The organism is Cupriavidus sp. D384 (genome assembly GCF_001652915.1).
Taxonomy (GTDB): Bacteria; Pseudomonadota; Gammaproteobacteria; order Burkholderiales; family Burkholderiaceae; genus Cupriavidus.
The window spans coordinates 39972-66866 of record NZ_BBQI01000065.1; the positions used below are offsets into that span (position 1 = coordinate 39972).

Consider the following 26895-nt stretch of genomic DNA (forward strand, 5'->3'; position numbering starts at 1 on the left):
GTGCCGGTTCAGCCGGCCGCCGTATGGTCGGCAAGCTGGGCGTCACTGATATCAGTTGTTCTTCTGGCCCCTGGGGCCAGCGTTGCATCGGCTAGTTCAGCCGGCAGGCGGAATTCGGCATGTTCCTCGATGCCTTCCATGACCGATACGTGGATCGGACCAAGGCGTCGCAGGGCGGCAATGACGTCTTCCACCATGTCTTCGGGTGCCGAAGCACCCGCGGTAATGCCAACCACTCCGGCATTGCGGACCCACGCCGGGTCCAGTTCGCTGCCATCGGCAACCAGGTAGCTCGGCACGCCACTTTCCGTGCCGATTTCGCGCAGCCGGTTCGAATTCGAACTGTTGGTGGCCCCGATCACGAGAATGACATCCACGCGCGCGGATAATTCCCTCACTGCACTTTGCCGATTTTGCGTGGCATAGCAGATATCGCGCGTGCTGGGCCCCACCAGATCGGAAAATCGACAGTGGAGCGCCGCAATGATATTACGGGTGTCGTCTACCGACAACGTGGTCTGGGTGATATATGCCACAGGTGCGTCGGCCGGCAGCTCCAGCCGGGCCACTTCGGCCTCGTCCTGCACCAGCAGCACCTTGCCCGGAATCTGCCCCATCGTGCCTTCCACCTCGGGATGGCCGGCGTGGCCGATCAGCACCACGTGGCGCCCGGCGGCCGCGTACTGGCGGCCCTGGTTGTGTACCTTGATGACCAGCGGGCAGGTGGCATCGATCGCGTGCAGTTCTCGGCGCTGTGCTTCATCGATCACACTGCGCGAGACGCCGTGGGCGCTGAAAATGGTGACTGCATCACCCGGCACCTCGTCGAGTTCTTCGACGAAGCGCGCGCCCTTCTGCCGCAAGGACTCCACGACATGCTTGTTGTGCACGATCTCGTGGCGGACATACACGGGGGCGCCATGTTTGATCAGGGCTCGGTCGACGATTTCAATCGCTCTGACGACGCCGGCGCAAAAGCCCCTGGGTTGGGCGAGTATCACCTGCATCGAGACGGCCCCCCGACCCTCTTGTGAAGATTCGAAGACATCAGTTATTTTGGTATTCCGGCATCACTTTTCCGGTTCACGGTAGGTACTATATACCGGGTCGGATTTTCATGCCGCCGCGTTGGCCGAGGCCAACAGCGTCATTCCGGTGAAAATGCGGCCCTCTGCACTGGTATAAAGGCGGATTCTCGTTCAACGCGTCCGCAACGCCCATAGGGGATTTGAAATTCACAATTGCATTCTCGTGACAGGGGCCTCGGGCTTCCTGGGTTCTTCGGTCATGCGCCAGGCGCTGGAGCGCGGTTTCCAGGTGCGGGTACTGGTGCGCGCCACCAGTCCGCGTGCCAACCTGGCTGGCCTGCCGGTAGAGGTGGTGGAGGGCGACATGCGCGATCCGGCATCGATGGCGCGCGCCATGGCCGGCGTCCGCTATCTGTTCCACGTGGCGGCCGATTACCGCCTGTGGGCGCCTGATCCCGAGGAAATCGTCCGTTCCAATGTGGACGGCACGGTCACGACGATGCACGCTGCCCGCGACGCCGGTGTCGAGCGCATTGTCTATACCAGCAGCGTGGCGACGCTTCGGGTGGCCGGCGCGACGGGGCCGGTGGACGAAACTGCCGCCATGGCCGGGCACGAGGCCATTGGCGCCTACAAGCGCAGCAAGGTGCTGGCCGAGCGCGAGGTGGAACGCCTGGTGGCCGAGGGGCTGCCCGCCGTGATCGTGAATCCGTCCACGCCAATCGGGCCACGTGATGTCAGGCCCACCCCTACGGGCCGGATCATCGTCGAGGCGGCCACCGGCAAGATCCCCGCGTTCGTCGATACGGGCCTGAACCTGGCCCATGTGGACGATGTGGCGAACGGTCATTTCCTGGCGCTGGACAAAGGCAGGATCGGTGAGCGCTACATTCTGGGCGGGCAGGATGTGCTGCTGCGCCAGATGCTGGCGGACATTGCGGGCATGGCCGGGCGCAAGGCGCCGACGATCGAATTGCCGCGCTGGCCGCTGTACCCGATTGCCCGGGTGGCCGAAGCCGTCGCCCAGTTCACGAAAAAAGAACCTTTCGTGACCGTTGACGGCCTGAAGATGTCGCAATACCGGATGTTCTTTACGTCGGCCAAGGCCGAGCGCGAACTGGGTTACACGGCGCGTCCGTACCAGGAAGCGCTGCGCGATGCGCTGAACTGGTTCCGCGATAACGGCTACCTGAAGTAGCAGATCGCCAGCCGGGCCAGAGGTGGCCCAGCCTCCGGGCGATCAGGGGCGGACTGGCGCCTGGCTGCGGCCCTTCCACTGGCCGCCCCGGCGCAGATAGAAGCGGCGCGCAGAATCGAGCGTGGCGCCCAGATAGAACAGGGCCGTCAGCGGCAGCAGCGGTGCCAGCCATGCAGGTTGCCGGTATTCGCGCAGCATCGGGCGGTAGCTGATTGCCATCAGGATCCACGCCAGCCAGGCCGGCCATGCCGCCGCGCCCCCTGCCAGCGCCAGCACCGGCGGCGCCAGATACGTCAGGATCATGCCCAGCGTGGCGCCCGCCAGCATCAGCGGCGAGTAGTGCAGCTGCGTGTAGGCGCTGCGCGCAATCATGTTCCACAGGCTCTGCCAGTCGTCGTACGGACGCAGCGACACGCTGTCGTCGGCCAGATCCAGCCGGATCGAGCCGCCCGCCTTGATCTTCGCCGCCAGGCTGCAATCGTCGATCAACTCCCCCCGAATGGCCGCGAACCCGCCAATGCGGGCCAGAGCCGAGCGGCGCGCCAGCATGCAGCCGCCGGCCGCGCCCGCCACCTTGCTGCGCGGGTCGGCCACGCTCTTGAACGGGTAGAGTTTGGCGAAGTAGAAGACAAAAGCCGGCACGATCATGCGCTCCCACCACGATTCGCAGCGCAGCCGCACCATCAGCGACGTGAGGTCGCGCTGCTCGTGCTCGGCGCGGGCCACGAGTTCGCGGATGGTCTGCGGGCCGTGCCAGATATCGGCGTCGGTCAGGAACACGAACGCGGCGTCGGGCATGCGCTGGTCTGCGGCTGCCAGCCCCTCGGACTGGGCCCAGACCTTGCCGCTCCAGCCAGCCGGCAGGTCGCGTGCGCCGATCACGGTCAGCGCGTCGCCCTTGCCGATGGAAACGGCGGCAGCACGGGCGATATCGGCCGTGCCATCGGTGCTGTGGTCGTCCACCACCACCAGTTGCAACCGGCCGGGATATTGCTGGCTCAGTACGCCGGTCACGGCCCGGGCAATCACGTCGGCCTCGTCACGGGCAGGAATCACGCCGATCACGGGCGGCCAGTCGGCCAGTTGAGGGGAGGGCGCAGGCTTGCGCACACGCCAGAAGCCGGCGCGGGCGAAAACCAGCACGCACCAGACCACCAGGGTCAGCAGGGACAATCCAAACAGCAGCATGGGTCTTATTTGATGAATCGGCGCGCCAGGCGAGCCAGCCTGGGCACGGTGGTTGGCCGGACAAGGCGCGCATCATACCCCGCCATGCGCCGTTCGTTCTCGGCCAGGCACAGGTCGATCATGGCGCCTGCGGACAACGTCTGGCCCAGCGAGCCAGCCGCGTTCATCGGAAAGTTGGCGTCCTGCGCGGTGCCGTCGGCCTTGACGTCGATGCCCTTCGCCAGCCCGATGCGCTCGCGGATCAGGAACAGCCAGACACGCATGACCTTGAGCGCGAAGCCCGGCCGGCGCCACCAGGGCAGGCTGGCGCGATACCACGCCACCCAGTTGGCAAAAAACAGGATATGGCGGCCTTCCTCCTGGATTACCGGCTCGAAGGTTTCCACGAGTTCGGCTGGAAAGAAGCCCGAGTCCCTGGCGGCCGTGAACAGGCCGAACGCGGCAAAGCTGTCGATGCACTCGCTGTAGCCGGTGACCAGCCAGCCCCATTCCGCATCGGCCGGCGGCAGGTATTCAGGTTCCGGCGCCAGCGTGATGCCGTACGCCTGCACCAGCTTCGACAGCACCACCTTGTGGCGCGCTTCCTCGTCGCCGTCCATTTCCAGTGCGCTGCGCAGCAGGGCATCCTTCTGGCGGGCGGCAAAGCTGTGCACCCGAACCGAGGCGCGCCCTTCGGTCTGCACGGCGATATCCCAGATTGGCAGCGAGGTCACGCGCCTGAGCGCGTCGGGTGACAGTGTCGGCCAGTCGATGACCGACGGTTTATAGGGGTTGTGGGTCTGCAGCAGCATGTTGCAGAACATGCGCAGATGCTCGGCGGAGCCGATGCGCACCGGTCCGTCGAGCGGATCCGTCCAGTTGCGCATGGCATGGTCGGCCTGTTCGATGGCCGTGCGGGCCACGGTGGCGGCCACGGCGGCGGCGCGGGCCTCGCTGGTTTCCGGGATCGACTGGGGGCGGGCAACGGTCAAGCCGTCTACCTCGCCTTCGATTTCGAATGCTTTCTTCATCGGCGCTCCGGGCAGGGATAGCGGCAGTCATTGTATCCAGCCGGAGCCGTTGGTGCAGGATTGTGTCGAAAAAGACAGTCCAGCCGGAAAGCCAGTCGGCAAACCGGCATGCGCAGGCCGGCGCTGCACTATGCGATGCGCCGGGTCCGGGGCTGTCCTTCGATGATGGGGGCCGCTCAGCGTGCGCGTGCGTGATGCGCGCGTTGCGGGCCCGGAGGTTGGGGATGCCAGTCCTGTGCAATGTCAGGGAAGACGTCGCACTCGCCACGCACGATGTTCTCGATCGTGGCGCAAATCCCCTCGGTGCCACGCGGCCCCACGCAGACCAGGCTGCGCGGGGTGTCCGAATGGGCCGGAATGGCATAAACATGCATCCCCTCGCGATACAGGGGATGCTGGGTCAGCCGCTCGTTCAGGATTTCGACAAAGCGGCTGGGGCTGACGGTCGGCTTGTCCATCGCTTTTCTCCCTACGGGTTTTCAGCCTATGGCGGGCGCCGGCCATGTTCAAGGGGCGCAGAGGTGCTTCAAGCGCTCATTCGGTCTCATCGTCACGCAATGTCACGCAAATTCACGCATTGCAACCATTGGTTTGGCGCTCAGTGGGTCAATCTGGCGCCGGTAACTTCACTTGCGGTGCGTGGGCCATCGAGCATGCCATTGCCGGCGGCCCAGCAGGCGGCTTCGGCTTCGGCGTGCGACGGGTAGTCGGTCTGGGCCTCGATGGTGCTGTCGCAATCGGCGCCGCCGCATTTTTCCTCGACGACGATTCGCCAGGTATAGCGTCCTGGCGGGTCTTCCATGACATGCATGACCAGGGTGCGGCGCTGGTCGGACAGGGACATCGGATGGGTCTGCATGGCGGTACTCCCTTGATTCTCCACAGGGCGGCGGCCCCGGTGGACTTTCAACATAGCACCGGCTCGCGGCATTTCCAGCAGGAATTGATGCGGTGCGGCGTCGGCGGCCTATGCTGGGGGCATCGGTCCTGATATCGTGTGCGGCCTTGGGTTCCTGGGAGCAAAGCCGCCCCCGGGGACGGAAGACCGGACCACTGCCATGCCTGTTTCCACGACCCTTACCGACCGCATTGCCGCGCTGCTGGCGCATTTCGACACCGCCGTCCTGCCGGCCTGGACCGGGCGGGGCTGGAATCCGTCGATGGAACTTGCGCATGAGGCGCTGGACGGCGTGTCCGGCCTGCCGCTGCCCGACAAGCGCTACCGCGCCATGGCCTGCGCGCGCCAGCTCTATGTCTTTGCGACGATGGGCAACGTGCCGCACGCGGCCACGCTGTTGAACTCGCTGTTTCGCCATTTTGGCGATGGCGCCGGTGGTTGGATCTACAGCATCGATGCGCAGGGGGCCCCGCTGGATACCACGCGCGACCTCTACACCCACGCCTTCGTGGTCTTCGCCTGCGCACATTACTACCGCGCCAGCGGCGACGCGGCGGCGCTGGAGGCCATGCAGCGCACCATCGCCGTGATCGAGGCGCGTTTTGCCGACGGCAACGGTCTCTATCACGCGGCATTGGCCCAGAATTTCGGGCCGAACGCGAGCGGGGTCCAGCAGAATCCGATCATGCATCTGACCGAGGCCTACCTGGTGGCGCTGGAGGTGACCGGCGATGCCTGGATGGCGCAGCGGCTGAAGACGCTGGCCGACGCCGTCCACGCCAGTTTTGTCGACCCGGCGGACGGTTGCGTTGCCGAACTGCCGCAGGGCACGGTGGGCAACCGGATCGAGCCCGGCCACCAGTTCGAATGGTATTCGCTGGTCATGACGGCCCCGGCGCTGTTTGCCGACGGCCCGCTGGCCGCGTCGTTGCCGCAGGCGTTTGCGTTTGCCCGCCGCCATGGCGTGGCCGACGACACCTTTGGTGTGTGTGCCGCGCTGGACGGGCAGGGCGCGGTGCAGGACGCCACGCAGCGCATCTGGGCCCAGACCGAGTTCGCACGGGCGCTGATGGTCAGGGCTTCGGTCGACAACGATGCGGCGGCGCTGACCGAACTGGAAACCTGGATCGACCGATTCCGCGCCCGGTTCCTGCATGCTGGCGGGTGGCACGAGTGCCTGGCGCCGGACGGCGCCGTGGTGCGCGCCGAAATGCCTTCGACCACGCCATATCACCTGCTGACGTCGTGGCAGGCGCTTCGCACGTTGCTGCCGGGAGGCTAGGGCGTCTTCCGGGCGTTTGACGACTCAGTCCACCCGGGCTCGCAGGTCGCTCTTGCGGATCAGTTGCAGCAGGGTGTCGGCCGGGCGCGACAGGCGCCGCGCGGCCAGCGTGATGAATTCGACCTCGGGCAGCGCGGGCAGGGCATCGACATTGACCGGGGGCACCAGCCCGCCGCCGGTCAGGTTCTGCGCCCGTACCGTGATGCCAAGGCCGCCGCGTGCCGCGGCAATGCAGCCCGAATGACTGCTGCTGGTGCAGACCACGCGCCAGCGCCAGCCGGCCGTTGCCAGGGTGTCGAGCACTACCGAGCGCGTGACGCTGGGCTCGTTGACCAGGATCAACGGCAGCGGTTGTCCCACATCGACCACGGTGCCCGGCCGCGCCAGCCATTCGAGCTGGCCGCGAAACAGCGGCACCCCGCGCCGCTCGCCTTCCCGCCGTTTGCCGATGATCAGGTCCAGCGTGCCGGCCTCGATCCATTCGTATAGCTTGCTGGTCATGCCGATCGTGATTTCCAGCTCCACATCGGGGTGCGTGGCGCGAAAGGCGGCCAGCACATTGGGCAGTGGCCCTTGCGCCAGGTCTTCGGAGCAGCCCAGCCGGACGCGGCCCTGCAGGCGCGGCGCGCTGAACTGCTGCTCGGCGCGCGCCAGCGATTCCAGGATCAGCCGGGCATGCACGAGCAGGGCCTCGCCATCGGGGGTGAGCGCCAGCGAATGGGTGTCGCGCACGAACAGGCGCCGATTGACGCTTTGTTCCAGCCGGCGAATGTGGTCACTGACCGACGATTGCGACAGGCCAAGCTGGCGGCCGGCATCGGTAAAGCTGTGCGCCGTAGCCACCGTGGCGAAGGTGCGGATCCAGACGGGATTGAGCATCGCGGCATTGTGATCGGATTTGCCGATGGCAGTCAATAAATCCAGAGGGGTTCCCGATGGGGTGCCGGGTGCGTACCATGCTTGCACGGTTCGGGTTTCCCCGGACAGGCATCACCGCTGGATTTTTCCCAATGAATACCGCTTCCGCCCCCGCCGCCAACCAGGCCTTTTCCCAGAAGGCCATGCTGTGGATCGTCTTCGCCGGCTTTTTCATGCAGACGCTGGACACCACGATCGTCAATACCGCGCTGCCATCGATGGCGCACAGCCTCGGCGAAAAGCCGCTCGACCTGAAACCTGTGGTGGTGGCCTACACGCTGACCATGGCGATGCTGACGCCGGCTTCGGGCTGGCTGGCCGACAAGTTTGGTACGCGGCGCGTCTATTTCAGCGCCATCCTGATCTTCGTGCTGGGTTCGGTGTTCTGCGCCACGGCCCATACGCTCACGCAGCTCGTCATCGCGCGGGTGCTGCAGGGCGTGGGCGGCTCGATGCTGCTGCCGATTGGCCGGCTGGCCGTGCTGCGCAATATCCCGGGCGAGCAGTACATTGCCGCGCTGGCGTTCGTGTCGATCGCCGGGCAGGTGGGGCCGATCTTCGGGCCGGTGCTGGGTGGCTGGCTGGTCCAGAGCGCGTCGTGGCACTGGATCTTCCTGATCAATGTGCCGGTGGGCCTGGTGGGGCTGTTTGCCGTACGCCGCTACCTGCCGGCGGGTGAAGCCGGCGCGGCGCCGCCGTTCGACTGGATCGGGTGCGGCCTGCTGTCGCTGTGCATGGTCACGTTCTCGCTGGCGCTCGAAAACGGCGTACACAGCCCGTGGAGTGCCCTGCTGGCCGCCATCAGCATCAGCAGTGCGCTGTTCTACATTCCACATGCGCGCCGCCATGCCACGCCGCTGTTCCGGCTGGCGCTGTTCCGCGAGCCCAACTTCACCGTGGGCCTGATCGGCAACCTGGTCTGCCGGATCGGGTCGGGCGCGGTGCCGTTCCTGCTGCCGCTGCTGTTCCAGCTGCAGCTTGGCTATTCGCCGCTGCACTCGGGCATGATGCTGCTGCCCGTGGCGATTGCCGGCACCATCTCCAAGCGCTGGATCGTGCCGCTGGTGAACCGCTTTGGCTACGACACGTTCCTGCTCGTCAACACGGTGATCGTGGGCGCATCCATCGCGTCGTTCTCGGCCATCTCGCCGGGCTGGCCGCTGGCCATGTCGATCGTGCAACTGGCCACCTTCGGTGCCGCCAATTCGATGCAGTTCGCGGCGATGAACAGCGTGACGCTGAAGGGGCTGACGCGCGAGGACGCCGGTAGCGGCAACAGCCTGTTCTCGATGGTGCAGATGCTGGCCATCGGCCTGGGCGTCACCATCGGCGGCGGCCTGGTCAGCCTGTTCTCGGCAAAACTCGGCGTCGCGGCACCGGCCTACCGGCTGGCATTCCTGTCCGTGGGCATCATCACGCTGCTGTCCTCGCTGGTGTTCCGCCGGCTCGACGCCGAACGGCTGAATCCGAAAAGCGTGAAGCGGACAGCGGTGCAGGCGCGGTAGGGGCGGCGGGACTCAGCCTTCGGACGGCGGCCAGCCGTCCGGCTTGCCGCGTTCCCGGAAACCCTTCGCGCGACTTACTCCTCCACCCCGTTCTCACGCAGCATCCGTTCGCATTCGTCCAGCATGTCGTGGGCGAAGGCCGACTGGTAGTTCGGGTCCAGCGCTTCCATCATCTCGTGGGATGCGTACAGGCCGGCTTCGCGCGAGAGCGTGGCGGCCAGCTGGCGGGCCAGCTGATCGCTCAGGTCCGATAGCAGCCGGCGTTCGGACAGCGCCAGCTGCAGCTTCGAGCGCGACAGCCAGTTGCCGGCCAGCGTGGCGCCCTGTGCCTCGGTCATCCATTGGCCGTGTTCGTAGAAGGCGGATAGCCTTTCGGCCATCAGCGCGAACATCAGGGCCTTGCGGGTGTTGAAATCGATACGCGGCGGCGGCGAGGCGGGGATCATTTGCGAAAGTTCTGAATGGCGGGGCGCGCAATGGTAGCGCAATCCCCGCAGTGTCCTGTCAGCCGAAGCGCGCCTGCAGCCACGTGCCGATATCGGCAATTTCTTCCAGGCAGACAGAGTGGGGCATGTTGCCGTATGCGTGCCACGTTACCGGCTGGCCCCGTTCGGTGAGGAAATCGCGGGCGCGGGTGCCAAGGCCCAGGGGCACCACATCGTCGGCGGTGCCATGGGCGGCGAAGACCGGGGTGGCGGCGTTGGCCGGCGTGGCTTCGGCGGCGATCAGTTCGGGCGACGGGATATAGGTGGACAGCGCGATCACGCCGGCCAGTGCCTGCGGATGCGTCAGTGCCGTGGTGTAGGCGATGGCGCCGCCCTGCGAGAATCCGGCCAGCACGATGTTGGCGGCCGGAATGCCCCGGGCGTTTTCGCGGTCGATCAGGGCGCGGATGGCGTCGCGCGATTGCCCGATGCCTGCCACGTCGGCCTTGCGGCCGGCTTCGTCGAGCGAGTAGATGTCGTACCAGGCGGGCATGACATAGCCGCCGTTGCAGGTCACCGGAATGGCCGGGGCATGCGGAAAGACAAAGCGCACGGCCAGCGTATCGGGCAAGCCCAGCTCGGGCACCACGGGAACGAAGTCGCTGCCGTCCGCGCCAAGCCCGTGCATCCAGATCACGGCGTGGGTCGGATTGGGGGCGGTTTCGATTTCAATCGCGGGCAGCAAGCTCATGGCCGTTCCTGTAGATGCGGGAAAACGGCCAGTATCGCACGGGCGCCGGGGCGTCCGTGCGACGGCTTGTCAGGCTTCCAGGCTGGGTCAGGCGGCCGTGGGAACGATCGGGATCGTGGCCAGGCCAGGGGTGCTGCGTGCCGGGGCCGATTGCAGCTGGGGCGTTCCGGGTTGCGGCGCCGACGCAAAGCGCCGGTCGGCCACGCCTTCCACGCCGGTGGCGTGTACCTCTTCGAGGAAGGCGATCATGTTGCGGTAGTAATCGACTTGCATCTGCGCTTCAAGCAGGCGACGTTCTGCCTGGAAAAGCGTCAGCCTCATGTCTTGCAGTTCCTTCTCGGCGATCTTCTCTGGCGTCGGCGGACTGAACAAGTTTGCAAGCGAACGCATGGCAGTTACCTCCCGGGGCTGTCGTACGGCTGGTGAGTCGTTTCGGTTGTGTGCGCGCCATGCGGTCAAATATAGACGATCCGGCGCAAGGTACACGATGGGTCACCATGGTTCATGTGGGGTCCCCCACAAGAATGATTGCCGTCACCTGGATGGTGGGGTAGATTTACCGCCCATCAGCCGGGAAGTGCCTTGGGGTACGTCCCGGCTTTGTCTTTTTTACCTCCGGCCCTACGGTGAACTTGCCGATTGTGGCGAAAGCTGCCGTTTGAAAGCGTTATCACGGACTGGCCCGGCAAAAACTGTCATCGGTAAAAAAACCACAGACCGTCAGGATCCTGCAACATCCGGGACAGACGCAGTCCGATGTGCATGACGGCCACATCACAGCCGGATGACAGGAGCGCCTGCCGGGCGGGTAGAATGCCGCGCCGGCGTCTCTTCGTGCGCCGTCTTTACGCTTGCCTCCAAGCGTCTTTTCAAGCATTCCAGTCCGCTTCTGACGTGTCCGCGATGCCCGCCGCCTGCCAGCGCCTGCTGCCGTACCTTCTTGGCCTGTGCCTGATCCTGCCGATGCTGGCATGGGGCGCCCCGGTGCACGTGCTGGTGGTGGCCTCGCAAACGCACCTGCTACCGGCCGCCGCCGACGCATTCCGCGCCGCGCACGGCAACGACATCGCCGATTTCACGTTCGCGACGACCGCACCCGATGCCGGCACGCTGGCCCGGGCCGATGTCATCCAGACCTGGTTCGTACCCGGTGCCGTGCTGCGCCAGATGGCGCCGGGCGTGCGCCAGGCGCAAATGCGCGGCGCGATGCTGTCGGCCGCGCCCGCGGAGGTGGCCGAGGCGGCCTGGCACGTACGCACCGACGCTGCGCTGAACGCTGCCATGCAGCCCTACTGGGAAGCGGGCGGTGTCGATAACCTGGCCGCAGCGCTCGCTGTGGCCGTGGCGGCCCGGCAGCGCGCCGCCGGCATGACACCGATTGCCGTGCCACCGCCCAAGCCTGTGCCGGCGGCCGGCATCTATCATCCGCGCGCACCGCAACCGTTTGCGTCGCTGGCCGAATACCTGCGCTGGTATCGATCGGCCGGACTGGTGCGCGGCGATGCACCGCTGGTCGGTATTTCGTTCTATGCCACCAACTATCGCCAGCGCGACCTGGCGCACGTCGATGCACTGGTCGATGCGCTGCAGCGGCAGGGCATTGGCGCCGTGCCGGTCTTCGGCTGGCCGGTGTCGGGCCTGGATGCGCTGCTGACGCAGGACGGCGCCACGCCGTTGCGCGCACTGCTGGCCCTGAACCTGACGATTCCGCGTGCCGAAGACAAGGACTGGCTGGCGCGCCACGGGCTGCACACCATCAACCTGATTGCCACGCGCGATAGCGCTGCGGCCTGGCATGCCGACATGCGCGGCATTGCGGGAGAGCGGCTGCCGTTGTTGCTGAACGCGCCCGAACGCAGCGGCGCCACGGAGCCATTGCTGTTCGCCACGCAGGAAGACCGCGACGGCGCGAAGGCGAGTGCCGCCGTGCCCGAGCGCGTGGATGCGGTGGTCGCACGCGTGCAGCGCTGGATCGCGCTGCAGGACAAACCGGCCGCGCAAAAGCATGTGGCAGTGCTCTACTACAACAATCCGCCGGGGCGGGGCAATATTGGCGCGAGCTATCTGGCAACGCTGCCCACGCTCACGCAGATCCTGCGGCGGCTCCAGGCGGCCGGCTACGACACCGGGCGCGACCTGCCCGATACGGCCACGCTGACCGCGCTGCTGGAGGCCAACGGCCGCAATGTGGAAACCTGGTCGCCCGGCGAACTGGACCGCATGGTTCGCGCCGGACACGTCAAGCTGGTGCCGCTGGCGCAATACCGCCGCTGGTTCGATGCCTTGCCCGCGCCGTTCCGCGAATCCGTGCTGCGCGCCTGGGGCCCGCCGGAACGCAATCCGCTGATGCGCGCGCACGATGCGCATGGCGCGCCGGCTTTCGTGGTGCCGGGGCTGTTCTTCGGCAATGTCTTCGTCGGCCCGCAACCGCTGCGCTCCACGTTTGACCGGGCGATGGACGCCGCGCACGACACGATCACGCCCCCGCCGCATTCGTATGTGGCCGCCTACCTGTGGTACCGCCATGCCTTTGGCGCCGATGCCGTGGTGCATGTGGGCCGCCACGGCACGCTGGAATGGCTGCCCGGCAAGCAGGTGGGGCAGTCTGGCGACGATGCGTCGGAGGCCCTGCTGGGCGACCTGCCGAATGCGTATATCTACATCCAGGATGGCGGCGGCGAGGCCATCCAGGCCAGGCGCCGCAGCGCGGCTGTGCTGGTGAGCCATCTGGCGCCGCTGCTGGCGGCCGCAGGGCAGGCGCCGGCGCTGGCATCGCTCGACGAAGCGATCGAGCAGGCCGATGCGACGCGAGACAGCGCGCCGGAACTGTCCGAGCAGTACCGGAAGCAGGCGCTGGAACAGATCCGGGCGCTGAAGCTCGACCAGCAACTGGCACTGGACACCCGGGCGCCGTGGGACACCATCGAGCCGGTCGTGCATGCGTTCCTGCACAAGGTGGAGGCCGAGCCGATGCCGCTGGGTATCCACGTGCTGGGCCAGATGCCGGCACAAGCCGACCAGACCGACGCGCTGGCGATGATGCTTGGCGCCCGGACCCGGGCCGATGCGGCCCCGTTGCACGCATGGGCCGCCGATCTGGTGGCTGGCCGCCAACCGGCCCTGGCGGACGGTGCCGGCGACGATACGCGCCGCGCCCTGGATGCCGGCCGCCAATGGCTGGCCGACCTGCGTGCATCGCCCCAGGCCGAACTGGACGGCCTGGTCACGGTGCTGGCCGGCCGCTACCTGCCCAGTGGCCCGCTGGGCGACCCCGTGCGGGTTGCAGACAGCCTGCCCACGGGCCGCAACCTGCATGCCTTCGACGGGGCCCGCATTCCCACGCGTGCCGCCTGGACGCTGGGCAAGACGATGGCCGGGCAGACGCTGGAGCGTTTTCGGCGCGAGCACGGCACATGGCCGGAATCGCTGTCGATGGTGCTCTGGTACGGCGAAACGGAACGCCACCAGGGGGCAATGGAAGCCGAGGCGCTTTACCTGATGGGCGTGGAGCCGGTGTGGAATGCGCGCGGCAACGTGGAGGATGTGCGGCTGATTCCTGACGCCGAATTGGGCCGGCCGCGCGTGAACGTGCTGCTGACCACGTCCGGCATCTACCGCGACGGGTTTGGCGACAAGATCGCGCTGCTGGACAAGGCTGCCCGGCTGGCTGCCGCCGCTGGTAATAATGCAATTAGCCGCCATGACCGGGACGTCGCCGCGGAGTTGGCCCGGCAGGGCGTGGAGCCGGAGCAGGCCGGCAGGCTGGCACGGGCACGCGTGTTCGCGGCCAAGCCGGGCAATTACGCGATTGGCGTGCAGCAGATGGTGGAGCAGAGCCGCGACGCGCAGGGACCGCCTGACGGCCTTGCCCGCCAGTACCTGCGCTACATGAACTTCGCGTATTCGGCCGATGGCTGGGGTGAATCGGCGCCCGCAGCGCTGGCCAGCCACCTGAAATCGAACCAGGCCGTGCTGTTTTCGCGCACCAGCACGCTCTACGGGGCGCTGGACAACGATGACACCTACCAGTATGCGGGCGGGCTGACGGCCGCCACACGGGTGGTCAGCGGCACGGCGCCGCCACTGTGGCTGCACAACCTGCGCCGCGAGGGGCAGACGCAGACCGTCGATGCGCGCACGTGGCTGGCTACCGAACTCAACGCGCGCCAGTGGAATCCGAAGTGGATCGCCGCGATGCAGCGCTCGGGCTACGCGGGCGCCCGCGAGATGTACAAGGAAGTGGAGCACCTGTACGGCTTTCAGGCCACCGTGCCCGAGCAGATGCCCGGCGCGTTCTGGCAGAAGACCTACGACGTCTATGTGGCCGACAAGCTCGGCATGGGCATGGATGCGTTCTTCCGCTCGGCCAATCCGCACGCGCAGCAGGGCATTCTGGCGCGCCTGCTGGAAGTGGACCGCCAGGGCAGCTACCGCTTTACCGATGCCGAGCGTCGCGAACTGCTGCGCCAGTACGCCGAAAGCGTGCAGCGCGACGGGCTGTCGTGCACGGCCAATACCTGCGGCAACCCGGTGCTGATGGCGCATATCGCACGGCAGGGCAGGGCTGCCCGGATCGACATGAAGGCACTGGGGCGGGAACTGGCCGATGCGGTGGTGGGGCCGGCCGGGCCGGGTGCAAAGGCGGCGTCGACCCGGCCAGTGGAGGCGAAGGTGGCGCCGGTGCGGCCGGAGCCTGCAGCGCCTGCCGAGCCGCCCGCTCCAGCTGTCGCGCAGGCGGATACCAGACATGTGACCGGCCAGCGGCTGGCGCCCCAGGCCATGCCGGTAGCGGCAGCGCCCGCCGAGCGTGCGCGGCACCTGGCGTTTGCGCTGGCATTGGCGGCGCTGACCATCGGCGCCGGAGCCTACGCCGGGTGGCGCCGGGGCAGACGCTAGTAGCCGTGGATGCGCTGGCCCTCTCCCCCGCCCCTCTCCCGCCGTGCGGGAGAGGGGAGAACAACCTCGGTTTTGTCGAAGACCGCGGCGGGTTTTGCTCCGCTTTCCCGCAACGTCGGATTTGTCGATGGCGGGTTTTGCTCCCCTCTCCCGCGAGCGGGAGAGGGGTTGGGGGAGAGGGCGCGGCGCATCAGGTGAAGACCCGTCGTGGATTGCACCGCTGGCCCTCGCCTCCGGGCGGGATAGCAGACAGCCCATCGCCACACGCAAATAGACAGCCCCCGCCGATCTCCGTATCCTGATCGCCTTCGCAAATTCCGCCTGAGCCCCAGCATGCAAACCTCCAAGATCCCGGCCACCATCGTTACGGGCTTCCTTGGCAGCGGCAAGACCACCCTGCTGCGCCATATCCTCGACAACGCCAACGGCCGCCGCATTGCGGTGATCGTCAACGAATTCGGCGAACTGGGCATCGACGGCGAGATCCTGAAGGGTTGCGGTATCGGCTGTGACGATGCGGGCGAGCCCACCGGCCAGTTGTACGAACTGGCCAACGGCTGCCTGTGCTGCACGGTGCAGGAGGAGTTTTTTCCGGTGATGGAACAGCTGCTGGAGCGCCGCGACCAGATCGACCACGTGCTGATCGAAACGTCGGGCCTGGCGCTGCCCAAGCCGCTGGTGCAGGCCTTCCACTGGTCCAGCATCCGCAATGCATTCACGGTGGATTCCGTGGTGACCGTGGTCGACGGTCCCGCTGCCGCTGCCGGCCAGTTTGCCGCCAATCCGGTGGCGGTGGACGCCCAGCGCCGCGCCGATCCGAACCTGGACCACGAATCGCCGCTGCATGAACTGTTCGAAGACCAGCTTGCCAGCGCAGACCTGGTGATCCTGAACAAGACCGACCTGATGGACGCCGCGCAGCTGGCTGCCGTGGAAGCGCTGGTGCGGCCCGAGATCCCGGCCGAGGTCAAGATCGTGCCGGCGCAGGCCGGCAAGCTCGACGTGAGCATGCTGCTGGGCCTGCAGCGCGCGTCGGAAGACACGATCCACCTGCGCCCCGATCATCATGGCAGTGCCGACGACCCTGACCACGCCGATCACCATCATGACGAATTCGACTCGGTGGTGGTGCAGGCGGGCACGGTGGACCGCGATGCGCTGGTGGCGGCGTTGCAGAAGCTGGTGGCCGAGCACACGATCTACCGCGTAAAGGGCTTTGCCACGCTGCCGGGCAAGGCCATGCGCCTGGTGCTGCATGGCGTGGGCCAGCGCTTCGACAGCTATTTCGATCGCGCGTGGCGTGCCGGCGAGCCGCAGGGCACGCGCGTGGTGCTGATCGGCCAGGAACTTGACGGCGCCGCGCTGCAGGCGTCGCTGGATGCCGCGCTGGCGCGCTGACCGCTGAAGCAGTCCAGGCAACCGAAGCGATGCACCTGCTGTCCACCCGGCCCGGCGGCTTTGTCGAAGACAGCGCCGTGGTGCTGCGCATCGAACAGACACCGGGCGATATCGTCGTCCTGAGCGCGGCTGACACCACGCTGTCGCTACTGGCCGCCGCGGTGCCCAGGCTCGGTGCCGGCTACCCGAGCGTGCGGCTTGCCAACCAGATGTACCTGCGCCAGCCGGCGTCGCTCGATCTCTATATCGACGAAGTGCTGCAGCACGCGCGGGTGGTGGTGGTGGACCACCTGGGCGGGGCCAGCGACTGGGCCTACGGGCTGGAACGTCTGCCCGAACTGGCGCGCGCACGCGGTCAGCTGCTGGTGATGTTCTCCGGCGACCTGGACGAGGACGACAACCTGGCGCGGCTTGGCAATGCGCCAGCGGCGCTGTCGCACCAGCTCTGGCGCTATCTGCGCGAGGGCGGGGCCGGCAATGCCGAACAGTTTTTCCGCTGCCTGGGTCAGCATGCCTGGGGCCACGGCACGCCGGTGCTGCCAGCGCAGGTGCTGCCGCAGGCCGCGCTCTACCATCGCGATCGCGGCGTAGCCACGGCGGAAGACTGGCAGCGCGAATGGACGGCGCGCGGCCTCGACGGCGCGCCGGTGGTGGCGTTGCTGTTCTATCGGTCGCACCTGCAGGCCGGCAATACCGATGTGTTCGACGCGATGGCCGAGGCGCTGCTCGATGCAGGCCTGTGCCCGCTGCCGCTGGCCGTCAGCTCGCTGAAGGAACCGATCTGCCGCGACGTGCTGCAGCGGCTGTGCGACGCGCACGGCGTGTCGCTCGTGCTCAACACCACGGCGTTCTCGGTGGCGTCGCTCGACAACGCCGGGGACGGAGCCGGTGCCGATCACCCGCTGGCGAACGATGCGCCGGTGCTGCAGGTGATCCTGAGCGGCGGCAACCGCGAGGATTGGCTGGCCGACAGCCAGGGCCTGGGCACGCGCGACGTGGCCATGCATGTGGCAATGCCCGAAGTGGACGGCCGCATCATCACGCGCGCGGTCAGCTTCAAGGGGCTGGCCTATCGCTGCCCGCATACCGAAGTCGATGTGGTGCGCTACCGGCCCGACGCCGAACGCATCGGCTTCGTGGTCGAACTGGCGCGCCGCTGGTGCCGGTTGCGCACGCTGCCGGCTGCTGAAAAACGCCTGGCGCTGATCCTGGCGAACTATCCGGCCAGCGAAGGGCGCATCGGCAATGGCGTCGGGCTCGATACGCCGGCATCGGTGGTGCAGATCCTGACCATGTTGCGCGATGCGGGCTATGCCGTAGGGCCGCTGCCTGCGGATGGCGATGCGCTGATGCATGGGCTGACGCGCGGCGTGACCAACGATCTGGCGCAGCATGCATGGCGCCCGGCGTTCCAGAGCGTGGCGATGGCCGATTACCTGGCCTGGCTCGCGCAACTGCCGCAAGCCAACAGGGATGCCATCGCCGCCCGGTGGGGCAGCCCCGAGTCCGATCCGATGGTGCGCCAGGGCCGCTTCATGATTGCCGGCGTGCGCACCGGCAATGTGTTCGTCGGCATCCAGCCGGCCCGGGCCTATGGCGTGGACGGCTACGCCAGCTATCACGATGCCGAACTGGTACCGCCGCACGGCTACCTGGCGTTCTATTTCTGGCTGCGGCACAGTTTCGGCATCGATGCCGTGGTGCATGTCGGCAAGCATGGCAACCTGGAATGGCTGCCGGGCAAGAGCGTGGCGCTGTCGGATGCCTGCTGGCCCGATGCGATCCTGGGGCCGCTGCCGCACCTGTATCCGTTTATCGTCAATGACCCGGGCGAGGGTGCGCAGGCCAAGCGGCGCACCCAGGCCGTGATCATCGATCACCTGATGCCGCCGCTCACGCGTGCCGAGAACTATGGGCCGCTGCAGGATCTGGAGCGCCAGGTCGACGAATACTACGAGGCGCTGACCGTAGACCCGCGCCGCGCAAGGCTGCTACGCCGGGAGATCCTGAAATCGATTGTCGGCCAGCAGCTTCATCGTGAACTGGGCATCGACGCGCCGGCCAGCGGCGAGGAAGAAGACGCGCTGCTGAACCGCACCGACGCCTGGTTGTGCGAACTGAAGGAGTCGCAGATTCGCGACGGGCTGCACGTGTTCGGCATGTCGCCGCAAGGGCGTCAGCGCCGCGATACGCTGGCCGCGCTGGCGCGCTTTCCGGTGGGCGATGGAACCGATGGGCGCGCCGGCCTGCTTGCCGCGCTGGCGGCCGACCTGTCGCTGGGCGACGGCTTCGACCCGCTCGATGCCGACTGGGCCGCACCCTGGACCGGGCCCCGTCCGGCAGCGCTGGCCGCCATCGACGATGGGCCGTGGCGTCATCATGGCGATACGCGCGAGCGGCTCGAAGCGCTGGCGCTGCAACGGCTGGACAAGGATGAGGGGATCGGGCCGCAGTCGGGCGCCGTGCTGGCACGCTTGCGCGAACAGGTGGCGCCGCGCCTGGATGCCTGCGGCCCGCAGGAACTGCTGCAGCTGGAGCGCGGCCTGGCAGGCCGCTTCGTTCCCGCCGGGCCCAGCGGCGCACCATCGCGCGGCCGGCCCGATGTGCTGCCCACCGGCCGCAACTTCTATTCAGTCGACACGCGCGCCGTGCCGACGCGTACGGCGTGGACGCTGGGCCTGCGCGCGGCCGACCAGCTGATCGAGCGGCACCTGCAGGAGCACGGCGAGTATCCGCGTGCGGTGGGGCTGTCGGTCTGGGGCACGGCCACCATGCGCACGGGCGGGGACGATATCGCGCAGGCCATGGCGCTGCTGGGCGTGCGGCCCAAATGGGCCCATGGCAGCCATCGCGTGGTGGATTTCGAGATCCTGCCGATGGCGATCTTCGACCGTCCGCGCGTGGACGTGACGCTGCGGGTGTCGGGTTTCTTCCGCGATGCGTTTGCCAACCTGGTGGCGATCTTCGACGCCGCCGTGCGCGCGGTGGCGGCGCTGGACGAGCCGGAGGACGTCAACCCGATCCGCGCCCGCGTGCTGGCCGAGCAACGCGCGCTGGCGCAGCAGGGCATGGATGCCGACGCCGCGCTGGAACGGGCCAGCTGGCGCGTATTCGGCGCGCGGCCGGGCGACTATGGCACGGGCCTGCAGGCGCTGATCGACGGCCGACGCTGGCAGACCGATGGCGATCTGGCGCAAGCCTTCCTGCACGCGGGCGGCTACGCCTACGGCCAGCAAGCCGATGGCGTCGAGGCCCGCGACACGTTTGCCACACGGCTGGCGGAGATCGATGTGGTGCTGCAGAACCAGGACAACCGCGAGCACGACATCCTCGACGCCAACGACTACTACCAGTTCCAGGGCGGCATGGTGGCGGCCGTGCGCCATCTGGGCGGCACGCAGCCGGCCATCTATCATGGCGACCACGCCAACCCGGCGGCGCCGCGGGTGCGGACGCTGGGCGAGGAGATCGCCCGCGTGATCCGCACGCGCGTGGTCAATCCGAAATGGATCGATGGCGTGAAGCGGCACGGCTACAAGGGCGCATTTGAAATGGCGGCGACGGTGGACTACCTGTTCGGCTACGACGCCACCGCCCGCGTGGTGGGCGATCACCAGTACGCGCTGGTGGCCGACGCCTATGTGCATGACGACGCCACGCGCGACTTCCTGGCGCGGCACAACCCGCGCGCGCTGCAGGGCATTTGCGAGCGCCTGCTGGAAGCGATGGAGCGCGGGCTATGGCAGGAACCGGGCGACCAGCGCGAGCGCATCGCCCACCATCTGCTCGACAACGAACAGCGTCTGGAAGGGATGCAATGACCCACTCTGCCCACGGCGCGGCCATGCGCCCGATCTTTCCGTTCAGCGCCCTGGTGGGGCAGGACGCGCTGCAGCAGGCATTGCTGCTGGCCGCGGTGGACCCCGGCATCGGTGGCGTGCTGGTCACCGGGCCACGCGGCACGGCCAAGTCCACGGCGGCGCGCGCGTTGGCGGAACTGCTGCCGCACGGCCAGTTCGTGACGCTGCCGCTGGGCGCCAGCGAGGAGCAACTCACCGGCACGCTGGACCTGGGCCATGTGCTGCAGCAGGGCGAGGTGCGCTTCCAGCCGGGCCTGCTGGCGCGGGCGCACGATGGCGTGCTGTATGTCGACGAGGTGAACCTGCTGCCCGATCCGCTGGTGGACCAGTTGCTGGACGTGGCGGCCAGCGGTGTCAATGTGGTGGAGCGCGATGGCGTCTCGCACCAGCATCCGGCGCGCTTCGTGCTGGTTGGCACGATGAATCCCGAGGAAGGCGATTTGCGGCCGCAATTGCTGGACCGCTTCGGACTGGCGCTGGCTTTGTCGAATTACGAAGACCCCGCCGCGCGCCAGGCAATCGTGCGCGCCCGGCTGGCGTTCGATGCCGATCCCAATGCCTTCCGCGCCAGGATGGCGCAGCGTCAGCAGGCGCTGGCAAGCCAGGTCGGGCGTGCCCGTGGGGCGCTCGGTGCGCTGGCATTTGGCGATGATGTCCATGACCGTGTCAGCGCGCTGTGCCTGGAGGCTGCCGTGGACGGCGTGCGCGCCGACCTGGTGATGCTGCGGGCGGCCCGCGCACTGGCCGCGTGGCAGGGCGCGGCGGATATCGATGCCAGCCATGTGGACGCCGTGGCCGAGCTGGTGCTCCACCACCGCCGCCACGCTGCCGCGCCCCAGCAGGCGGGACAGGCGGGGCAGGCGGGGCAGGCGGGGCAGGCGCTGGCGCCGCAGCCCCAGGCAGCGGAGGCCGCCGACCCGTGGGGCGCCCTGCCGCCGCAAGCGTCCGGCATGGCCGAGGTCAAGCCGCTGAAGCCGTTCGGGAAGCTCGCGCCAAAAAAAGCCTGAGCCACCGGCGGCCGTCCGGCCCGGAGCGGCCCGGCGGCCATCGGTGGCAAACCATCCGTGCGTTATCTCAGCCATCCCCGCGCCACGCCGCGCAGGGCGGCACGCCCGGTACGCGCATTCACTGGCCGCGCACGTTGGCGGCCAAGCGGCGCGCGTTGCTGGACGCCGCGCATCTGCGCTACCGCCGTGCCGATCCGCGCGCCGGGGTACTGCACTGCTTCTTGCTGGACTGTTCGGGTTCGATGGCGCATGGCGAGCCACTGGCTCTTGCCAAGGGCGTGCTGGCGCGGCTGGTCGAGCGGGCCTATCAGGCGCGCGCCGATGTGGCGCTGGTCTGCTTCGCGGGGCAACACGCCGAGGTGCGCTTGGCGCCGTCGCGCGCGCGGCCATGGAATGACGACTGGATCCGCCCGATTGCCGGTGGCGGCGGCACGCCGCTGTCGCTGGGTGCCGCCCGGGCCGACCAATTGCTGGCGTGGCAGGCCAGGCGCCGGCCCGCGCAGCAGCGTTGGCTGTGGCTGCTGACCGATGGCCGCAGCGCCGAGTCGCCCGCGCGGCCGGCCTGGGCCGATCATGTCGTGGTGGTCGATGTCGAACGGCACACGCTGCCGCTGGGCCGTTGCCGGCAACTGGCGCAGGCCTGGGGCGCCGACTTCCAGACCGCCGGGTCGCTGCAGGTCGGGCCCTAAAGTTTTGCGGCGGGCCAGCCGTTAGTCCATCGATAGCCCCGGATAACTCGGGGCGGAAATCGAGGAGCGGAACCGTCATGGGCTGGGACAACTTGAGTATGCGCACCCGATTGGGCGCGGCGTTTGGGGTAATCGTGCTGCTGGTGGCGGCCATGCTGGTGCTGGCGCTGGGCCAGGTGGCCGATGGCAGCACGCGCAGCTGGCTGTGGACGCTGGCCATCGCGGTGCCGGTATTCAGCGTGATCTGCTGGTTTCGGCTGGCCCGCGCGATCGAGGAACCGCTCAAGGAGGCCGAGTTCATCGCCGAAACCGTGGCGGCGGGCGACCTGAGCAAGGATTTCGAGACCGAACGCGGTGGCGATTTCGGCCGCCTGCTGGGCGGACTGGGCGAGATGGAAGACATGCTCACCGACCTGGTGACGCGCATCAAGGGCGCCAGCGATTCGATCTCGTCGGCTTCGCAACAGATCGCGGTGGGCAATACCGACCTCTCGCAGCGCACCGAGGAACAGGCGGCCACGCTGGAGGAAACCGCATCGAGCATGGGCGAGCTGACCGCCATGGTGAAGCAGAACACCGAACGCGCCCGCACGGCCAACGGGCTGGCGGCGTCGGCGTCGGGCATCGCCGAGCGCGGCGGCACCATCGTCAGCAACGTGGTCCAGACCATGGATGCCATCAGCGTCAGCTCGCGCAAGGTGACCGACATCATCGCCGTGATCGAGGGCATTGCGTTCCAGACCAATATCCTGGCCCTGAACGCGGCCGTGGAAGCGGCGCGCGCCGGTGAGCAGGGACGCGGCTTTGCCGTGGTGGCGGGCGAGGTGCGCACGCTGGCCCAGCGCAGCGCGGCGGCCGCCAAGGAAATCAACGTGCTGATCAGCGATTCGGCGCGCCAGGTGGAAAGCGGCTCGGCGCTGGTCGGCCAGGCCGGTCAGACCATGGAGGAAATTGTCCAGGCCGTGCGCCGCGTGACGCAGATCCTGGGCGAGATCGCGGTGGCGTCGGAGCACCAGAGCGATGGCATCGAACAGGTCAATGTGGCCGTCACGCAGATGGATGACGTGACGCAGCAGAACGCCGCGCTGGTGGAGCAGGCTGCGGCGGCGTCGGCCGCACTGGCTGACCAGGCCCAGGAACTGCAGAAGGTGGTGGGCGAGTTCAAGCTGTAATCGCCGTCGTGCCCCGAGGCCCGGCCCCTGGCTGCAGGGGCGCCAGGGCCTATAGCCTGCCGCCTTGCAGCCAGGCGATCACCGGCGCCCAGAACGTCTTCATGAAAGGCGTCTCGATGGCGGCGTCGTGCGGCAGGTCTTCGAACACGATAAAGCGGCTCGGGCCTTTCACGGCACGGGCCAGGTGCTCGGCCTGCCGGAACGGGATGGTCTCGTCGCGCCGGCTGTGAATCAGCATCACCGGCAGCTTCGACACGCGCAGCCGGGCGATGTTGTCCCACGGATTTGGCAGCGCCCACGCCAGCCAGCGCGGCACCATTCCGGTAGCCACGGCCGCGGCGCGTGCCGAGCAGAAGCCCGCGCCGATCACCAGCCCGTCGGGCAGGGGTCGTAGATCTTCCAGAACGTCGAGCAGCACGCCGCTGCCCAGCGAATATCCCATGACATAGTGCCGTGCCGCCTGCGGCGAGGCCGCGCGGAACTGGGCGAAGGCGGCCAGCGCGTCCTGGCGTAGATGGCTGACACTCGGCGTGCCGGTGCTGGTGCCATAGCCGCTGTAATCGAATACGAACGAACTGATGCCGGCCGCGTGCAGCAATGCCTGCACGGGCGCCCAGTCGGCCAGAGATTCCTCGTCGCCATGGAAAACCGCCAGCGCGGGTGCCGCCGGGTCGGCAGCTGCCACCCATGAGGCATGCAGCGCCCGGTCGCCGCTGTCGAACGTGTACTGCCGCGATGCCACGCCCAGGTCATCGGGCTGCAGCGTGCCGACCTCACCGGGCACGAACGCATCGCGCTCGATGGCGCGGTACAGCAGCAGGCGGCCAACGCCAGCCATGACGGCCAGCCCGGCCAGGCCAACTGCGCCCGCGAACCAGCGCCGGTAGTTGATGGGAGCAGGGTGAGCAGTCGGGACGGGCGGCATGGGGCGATGGGAAAGGCAGGGCAGGTGTGATAACCCTAGCACTTGTGGTGCCAATGGGAAGTGGGCTCGGTGCGCGTGTGGGCGTTGTCGGCGAGAAAAAGCTTTAAAAATCAACCGTATATCTACGAAATTAACGCCTTCAATCGGGTCGATAGAAATCTTTTTGACCTCGATCGCGAATTTCTTCTTGCTTGTCTATCTATAGGTAGATAGTATTCGAGCCATGGACAGCGACGCAGCGCCAAACCGAAAGACAAAGACGGCAAGGCAACGCGAAACGGTCCAAGCGTCATCAGGCAGTTTCAGTAACCGGAGGCGGTCTTTTTTTTAGCCCTGGTCCTCTATCTAGCAGTAGATAGCAGATACGGTGAGGACCAAAAAGAAGGCCGCTGAAATTGCAGCACAGACCCATTGCCCCGCGATCGACCACCGAACCAGATCGCCCGGCCAAGCAAGGAGAGCATCATGAACGCCAAGACCATCCTGACCGCCGCCGCCCTCGCAGCCGCTTTCGTAACGGGCGCCGCCCAGGCCGCACAACCGCGCGGCGAAGCCTACGGTTATTCGTATCGTGTGAACGACCAACGCAGCGCCTTTACCGACGGCGCCCGCCTCGGCAACCGCGATGCGTTCACGGACGGTGCCCGTATCGGTAACCGCGATGCCTTTACCGATGGTGCCCGTGTGACCAACCGCGACGGCCTGGTAGCCAGCATCGGTAACCGCGATGCCTATACGGACGGTGCCCGCATCACGAACCGCGACGGTTATACCGACGGCGCCCGCACGGCCGATCCGTACCTGGACGGTGCGCGCTTCGTCGCCGGCCTGGACACGAAGGGCGTTTCCGCCAGCCCGGCCCGCAAGGTCGATCCGTACCTGGACGGCGCCCGTGGCAACGGTCCGCGCAACCCGTACTTTGACGGTGCCCGCTCGACCGACGTGTACACGGACGGCGCCCTGGCCTGATCCCGGGCCGAGACCCAGTAATCTCGCCATGATCTGGCGATGACCCCAAGGCAGACGGCACCCCATAAGGGTGTCCGTCTGCTTTTTACTAGGCGAACTACCATGAAAGCGATCGGACACGATGCCCTGATCCTGGGCGGATGGCTGGCGCTGTGCGCCGTCAGTGGTGCAGCCATCACAGTGGTGGTGCAGACACTGGTCTGAACCGCCTGGCGGTTGACTCCGGGAAAATCCCGGTTGAGTATCTATCTTCGTGTAGATAAAGTTCCAGCCATGAAAACGCAACCCGTCCGCGAGCAACTGCTCGAACATACGCTGGTCCTGATCCGCAGCCGCGGTTTCAATGGATTCAGCTATCGCGACCTGGCCGAGCTGGTGGGGGTCAAGACCTCCAGCATCCACTATTACTTTCCCTCGAAGGACGATCTGGTCCTGGAGGCGGTGAAGGAGTACAGCCGGCGTATTTCCGAGCGGCTGGCCGGTATCGATGCGAGCCTGCCGGTGCTGGAACAGGCACGCCAGTATCTGGACCCGCTGCGCCAGACCTGCGGATCTGGGCAGATCTGCCTGGCGGGCATGCTGTCGACCGAAATCCTGAGCCTGCCGGAGTCGGTGCACCATGTGCTCAAGGAGTTCTATCACATCAACGAATCGTGGCTGACCAAGCTGCTGGAGCGGGGTCAGCACGAACGTGAGACGCCGTATCCGGTGCCTCCCGCGATGTTGGCGCAAGTGATCTATGGATCTCTGCAAAGCGGCCTGATCGCGGCCCGCCTGTTTGGCACTCATGAGCGTCTGGATGCCGCGGCCGAGACGCTGCTGGGCGCGCTGTGCAACCAGCGTGCGAAGGCCTTGCTCGAATCCCAGGTGGCTTGCGGGTCGCTGTAAGGGCTGGGCATAAGACGGATTCGCCGAAACAAAACCGCCCGATGGTGTTGTGCCATCGGGCGGTTTTTTTTGCCTGGCCGATCCGTGCCGGCCACTGAAACTCAGAAACGGAACACCACGCTGACCATCGGCCCCTTCAGCGTCAGCCGCTGCACCAGATCGCCGCTGCCAAGCTCGTAGGTCAGGTAGCGATAGGTCAGTTGCACGTCCCCCCACTTTGCCGCATAGGCCGCGCCACCGGATGCTTGCACGGTATATCTGGAAGCGCCGGTCCCGACGTCGAGGTAATACGGCAGATACCAGCGGTCACTGCTGCCCAGCCGGATTCGTCCACGCACGCCAATGATCGCGTCGACGATATTGGCGGTCTGGGCCACGCTGCCCTGCGTCGCCAGCGTGGCGCCTTGCTGCGTGAACGTGGCGGATAGCGTCCAGTTGGCGCTGGCACTGAGGTTCAGGTATCGAATGCCGCCGAGCGGCTCGACTGTCCCCCATGGCGCCCGCAGCGCCGTATAGGCCGCGGAGAGTCCGAAGATGCCGCCGCTCAGGCTGCTGCCGGTATTGGTCGCCAGTTCCCGGGGGATGGCAACCGCGCCGCCACCTGCACCGACGGTGTTGAGGGTGGTCTGGTGGTTGCTGAAGTCCAGGTACGCCGCATCGGCGATGATGGTCCAGTCCCCCTTGCTGGCCTCGGCCTGCATCATGAACAGGAACTTCAGGTTCTTGAGATAACTGTCGGGGCCGGTTCCCACGTCGAGCCTGCCGCCTCCGGTGGACGAGTCGCCGGAGAAGCTGAAGGCGCCGCTTACGTTGGGTAGCCAGAGGTACGGCGCAACCGCGAAGCGCCAGCCGTTTGCATCCGGCGTTTCGGCATGTGTCGGGGCGGCG

The 26895-nt window shown here is 67.2% G+C and carries 22 protein-coding genes; 11 read left to right on the plus strand and 11 right to left on the minus strand.

Annotation, left to right across the window (positions count from 1 at the left end):
• Positions 1-8: 8 nt before the first annotated feature.
• Positions 9-1007, minus strand: a complete 999-nt coding sequence (ispH, locus tag A9J21_RS15390) for a 4-hydroxy-3-methylbut-2-enyl diphosphate reductase (RefSeq protein WP_066737086.1) — start codon at positions 1005-1007, stop codon at positions 9-11.
• A 238-nt stretch (positions 1008-1245) separates the two neighbouring features.
• On the opposite strand from ispH, the gene hpnA reads away from it, so the two are divergent.
• Positions 1246-2226 (plus strand): hopanoid-associated sugar epimerase, encoded by a 981-nt coding sequence (hpnA, locus tag A9J21_RS15395; RefSeq protein ID WP_404851381.1) that lies wholly within the window; start codon positions 1246-1248, stop codon positions 2224-2226.
• A gap of 42 nt (positions 2227-2268) precedes the next feature.
• Here hpnA and A9J21_RS15400 read toward each other — a convergent pair whose 3' ends face one another.
• The 4 genes from A9J21_RS15400 to A9J21_RS15415 form a co-directional block, all read right to left on the minus strand.
• Entirely contained in the window at positions 2269-3414 is a 1146-nt protein-coding gene (locus tag A9J21_RS15400) for a glycosyltransferase (protein ID WP_066737089.1), read from the minus strand.
• Between the two features lie 5 nt (positions 3415-3419).
• Entirely contained in the window at positions 3420-4280 is an 861-nt protein-coding gene (locus A9J21_RS15405; RefSeq protein ID WP_404851382.1) for a ferritin-like domain-containing protein, read from the minus strand.
• 320 nt (positions 4281-4600) lie between these two features.
• Positions 4601-4882 carry a hypothetical protein gene (locus tag A9J21_RS15410; RefSeq protein ID WP_066737092.1) on the minus strand — a complete coding sequence of 94 codons (282 nt, stop codon included), beginning with the start codon at positions 4880-4882 and terminating at the stop codon, positions 4601-4603.
• A 140-nt stretch (positions 4883-5022) separates the two neighbouring features.
• Positions 5023-5283: a hypothetical protein gene (locus A9J21_RS15415; RefSeq protein WP_066737093.1), complete on the minus strand. Its 261-nt coding sequence runs from the start codon at positions 5281-5283 to the stop codon at positions 5023-5025.
• Positions 5284-5482: 199 nt separating this feature from the next.
• Between A9J21_RS15415 and A9J21_RS15420 the strand changes: the two genes are divergently transcribed.
• Positions 5483-6604: an AGE family epimerase/isomerase gene (locus A9J21_RS15420; RefSeq protein ID WP_066737094.1), complete on the plus strand. Its 1122-nt coding sequence runs from the start codon at positions 5483-5485 to the stop codon at positions 6602-6604.
• Between the two features lie 24 nt (positions 6605-6628).
• Here the strand turns inward: A9J21_RS15420 and A9J21_RS15425 are convergent, their stop codons facing one another.
• Complete coding sequence (locus A9J21_RS15425; RefSeq protein WP_066737123.1) at positions 6629-7483, minus strand: LysR family transcriptional regulator; 855 nt, start codon at positions 7481-7483, stop codon at positions 6629-6631.
• A 131-nt stretch (positions 7484-7614) separates the two neighbouring features.
• Between A9J21_RS15425 and mdtD the strand changes: the two genes are divergently transcribed.
• Complete coding sequence (gene mdtD, locus A9J21_RS15430; protein ID WP_066737096.1) at positions 7615-9027, plus strand: multidrug transporter subunit MdtD; 1413 nt, start codon at positions 7615-7617, stop codon at positions 9025-9027.
• Positions 9028-9101: 74 nt separating this feature from the next.
• Here the strand turns inward: mdtD and A9J21_RS15435 are convergent, their stop codons facing one another.
• The 3 genes from A9J21_RS15435 to A9J21_RS15445 form a co-directional block, all read right to left on the minus strand.
• Entirely contained in the window at positions 9102-9473 is a 372-nt protein-coding gene (locus A9J21_RS15435; protein WP_066737097.1) for a hypothetical protein, read from the minus strand.
• A gap of 58 nt (positions 9474-9531) precedes the next feature.
• Positions 9532-10203 (minus strand): alpha/beta hydrolase, encoded by a 672-nt coding sequence (locus tag A9J21_RS15440; RefSeq protein ID WP_066737099.1) that lies wholly within the window; start codon positions 10201-10203, stop codon positions 9532-9534.
• Positions 10204-10290: 87 nt separating this feature from the next.
• Entirely contained in the window at positions 10291-10593 is a 303-nt protein-coding gene (locus tag A9J21_RS15445; RefSeq protein WP_066737101.1) for a hypothetical protein, read from the minus strand.
• Between the two features lie 513 nt (positions 10594-11106).
• On the opposite strand from A9J21_RS15445, the gene A9J21_RS15450 reads away from it, so the two are divergent.
• The 6 genes from A9J21_RS15450 to A9J21_RS15475 all read left to right on the plus strand — a co-directional run bounded on the left by A9J21_RS15450 (position 11107) and on the right by A9J21_RS15475 (position 23225).
• Positions 11107-15099, plus strand: a complete 3993-nt coding sequence (locus A9J21_RS15450) for a cobaltochelatase subunit CobN (RefSeq protein ID WP_066737103.1) — start codon at positions 11107-11109, stop codon at positions 15097-15099.
• A gap of 333 nt (positions 15100-15432) precedes the next feature.
• Positions 15433-16497, plus strand: coding sequence for a cobalamin biosynthesis protein CobW (gene cobW / locus A9J21_RS15455; RefSeq protein ID WP_066737105.1), 1065 nt, complete (start codon positions 15433-15435; stop codon positions 16495-16497).
• 29 nt (positions 16498-16526) lie between these two features.
• Complete coding sequence (cobN, locus tag A9J21_RS15460) at positions 16527-20318, plus strand: cobaltochelatase subunit CobN (protein WP_066737107.1); 3792 nt, start codon at positions 16527-16529, stop codon at positions 20316-20318.
• On the plus strand, positions 20315-21364 hold the full coding sequence (locus A9J21_RS15465) for an ATP-binding protein (RefSeq protein WP_066737109.1): 1050 nt from the start codon (positions 20315-20317) through the stop codon (positions 21362-21364). The genes cobN and A9J21_RS15465 overlap by 4 nt, the downstream gene beginning before the upstream one ends.
• 134 nt (positions 21365-21498) lie before the next feature.
• On the plus strand, positions 21499-22053 hold the full coding sequence (locus A9J21_RS15470) for a VWA domain-containing protein (protein WP_231906938.1): 555 nt from the start codon (positions 21499-21501) through the stop codon (positions 22051-22053).
• A gap of 98 nt (positions 22054-22151) precedes the next feature.
• On the plus strand, positions 22152-23225 hold the full coding sequence (locus A9J21_RS15475; protein WP_066737125.1) for a methyl-accepting chemotaxis protein: 1074 nt from the start codon (positions 22152-22154) through the stop codon (positions 23223-23225).
• A 49-nt stretch (positions 23226-23274) separates the two neighbouring features.
• Here A9J21_RS15475 and A9J21_RS15480 read toward each other — a convergent pair whose 3' ends face one another.
• The gene (locus tag A9J21_RS15480) at positions 23275-24150 is read right to left on the minus strand and encodes an alpha/beta hydrolase (RefSeq protein ID WP_066737111.1); all 876 of its coding nucleotides are present in this window, start codon (positions 24148-24150) and stop codon (positions 23275-23277) included.
• A gap of 465 nt (positions 24151-24615) precedes the next feature.
• On the opposite strand from A9J21_RS15480, the gene A9J21_RS15485 reads away from it, so the two are divergent.
• Positions 24616-25119, plus strand: coding sequence for a copper resistance protein CopQ (locus A9J21_RS15485; RefSeq protein ID WP_066737114.1), 504 nt, complete (start codon positions 24616-24618; stop codon positions 25117-25119).
• A gap of 273 nt (positions 25120-25392) precedes the next feature.
• Positions 25393-26007, plus strand: coding sequence for a TetR/AcrR family transcriptional regulator (locus A9J21_RS15490; RefSeq protein ID WP_066737115.1), 615 nt, complete (start codon positions 25393-25395; stop codon positions 26005-26007).
• Positions 26008-26108: 101 nt separating this feature from the next.
• Here A9J21_RS15490 and A9J21_RS31980 read toward each other — a convergent pair.
• A partial coding sequence (locus A9J21_RS31980; RefSeq protein WP_066737116.1) for a hypothetical protein occupies positions 26109-26895 on the minus strand: 787 nt, incomplete at its 5' end.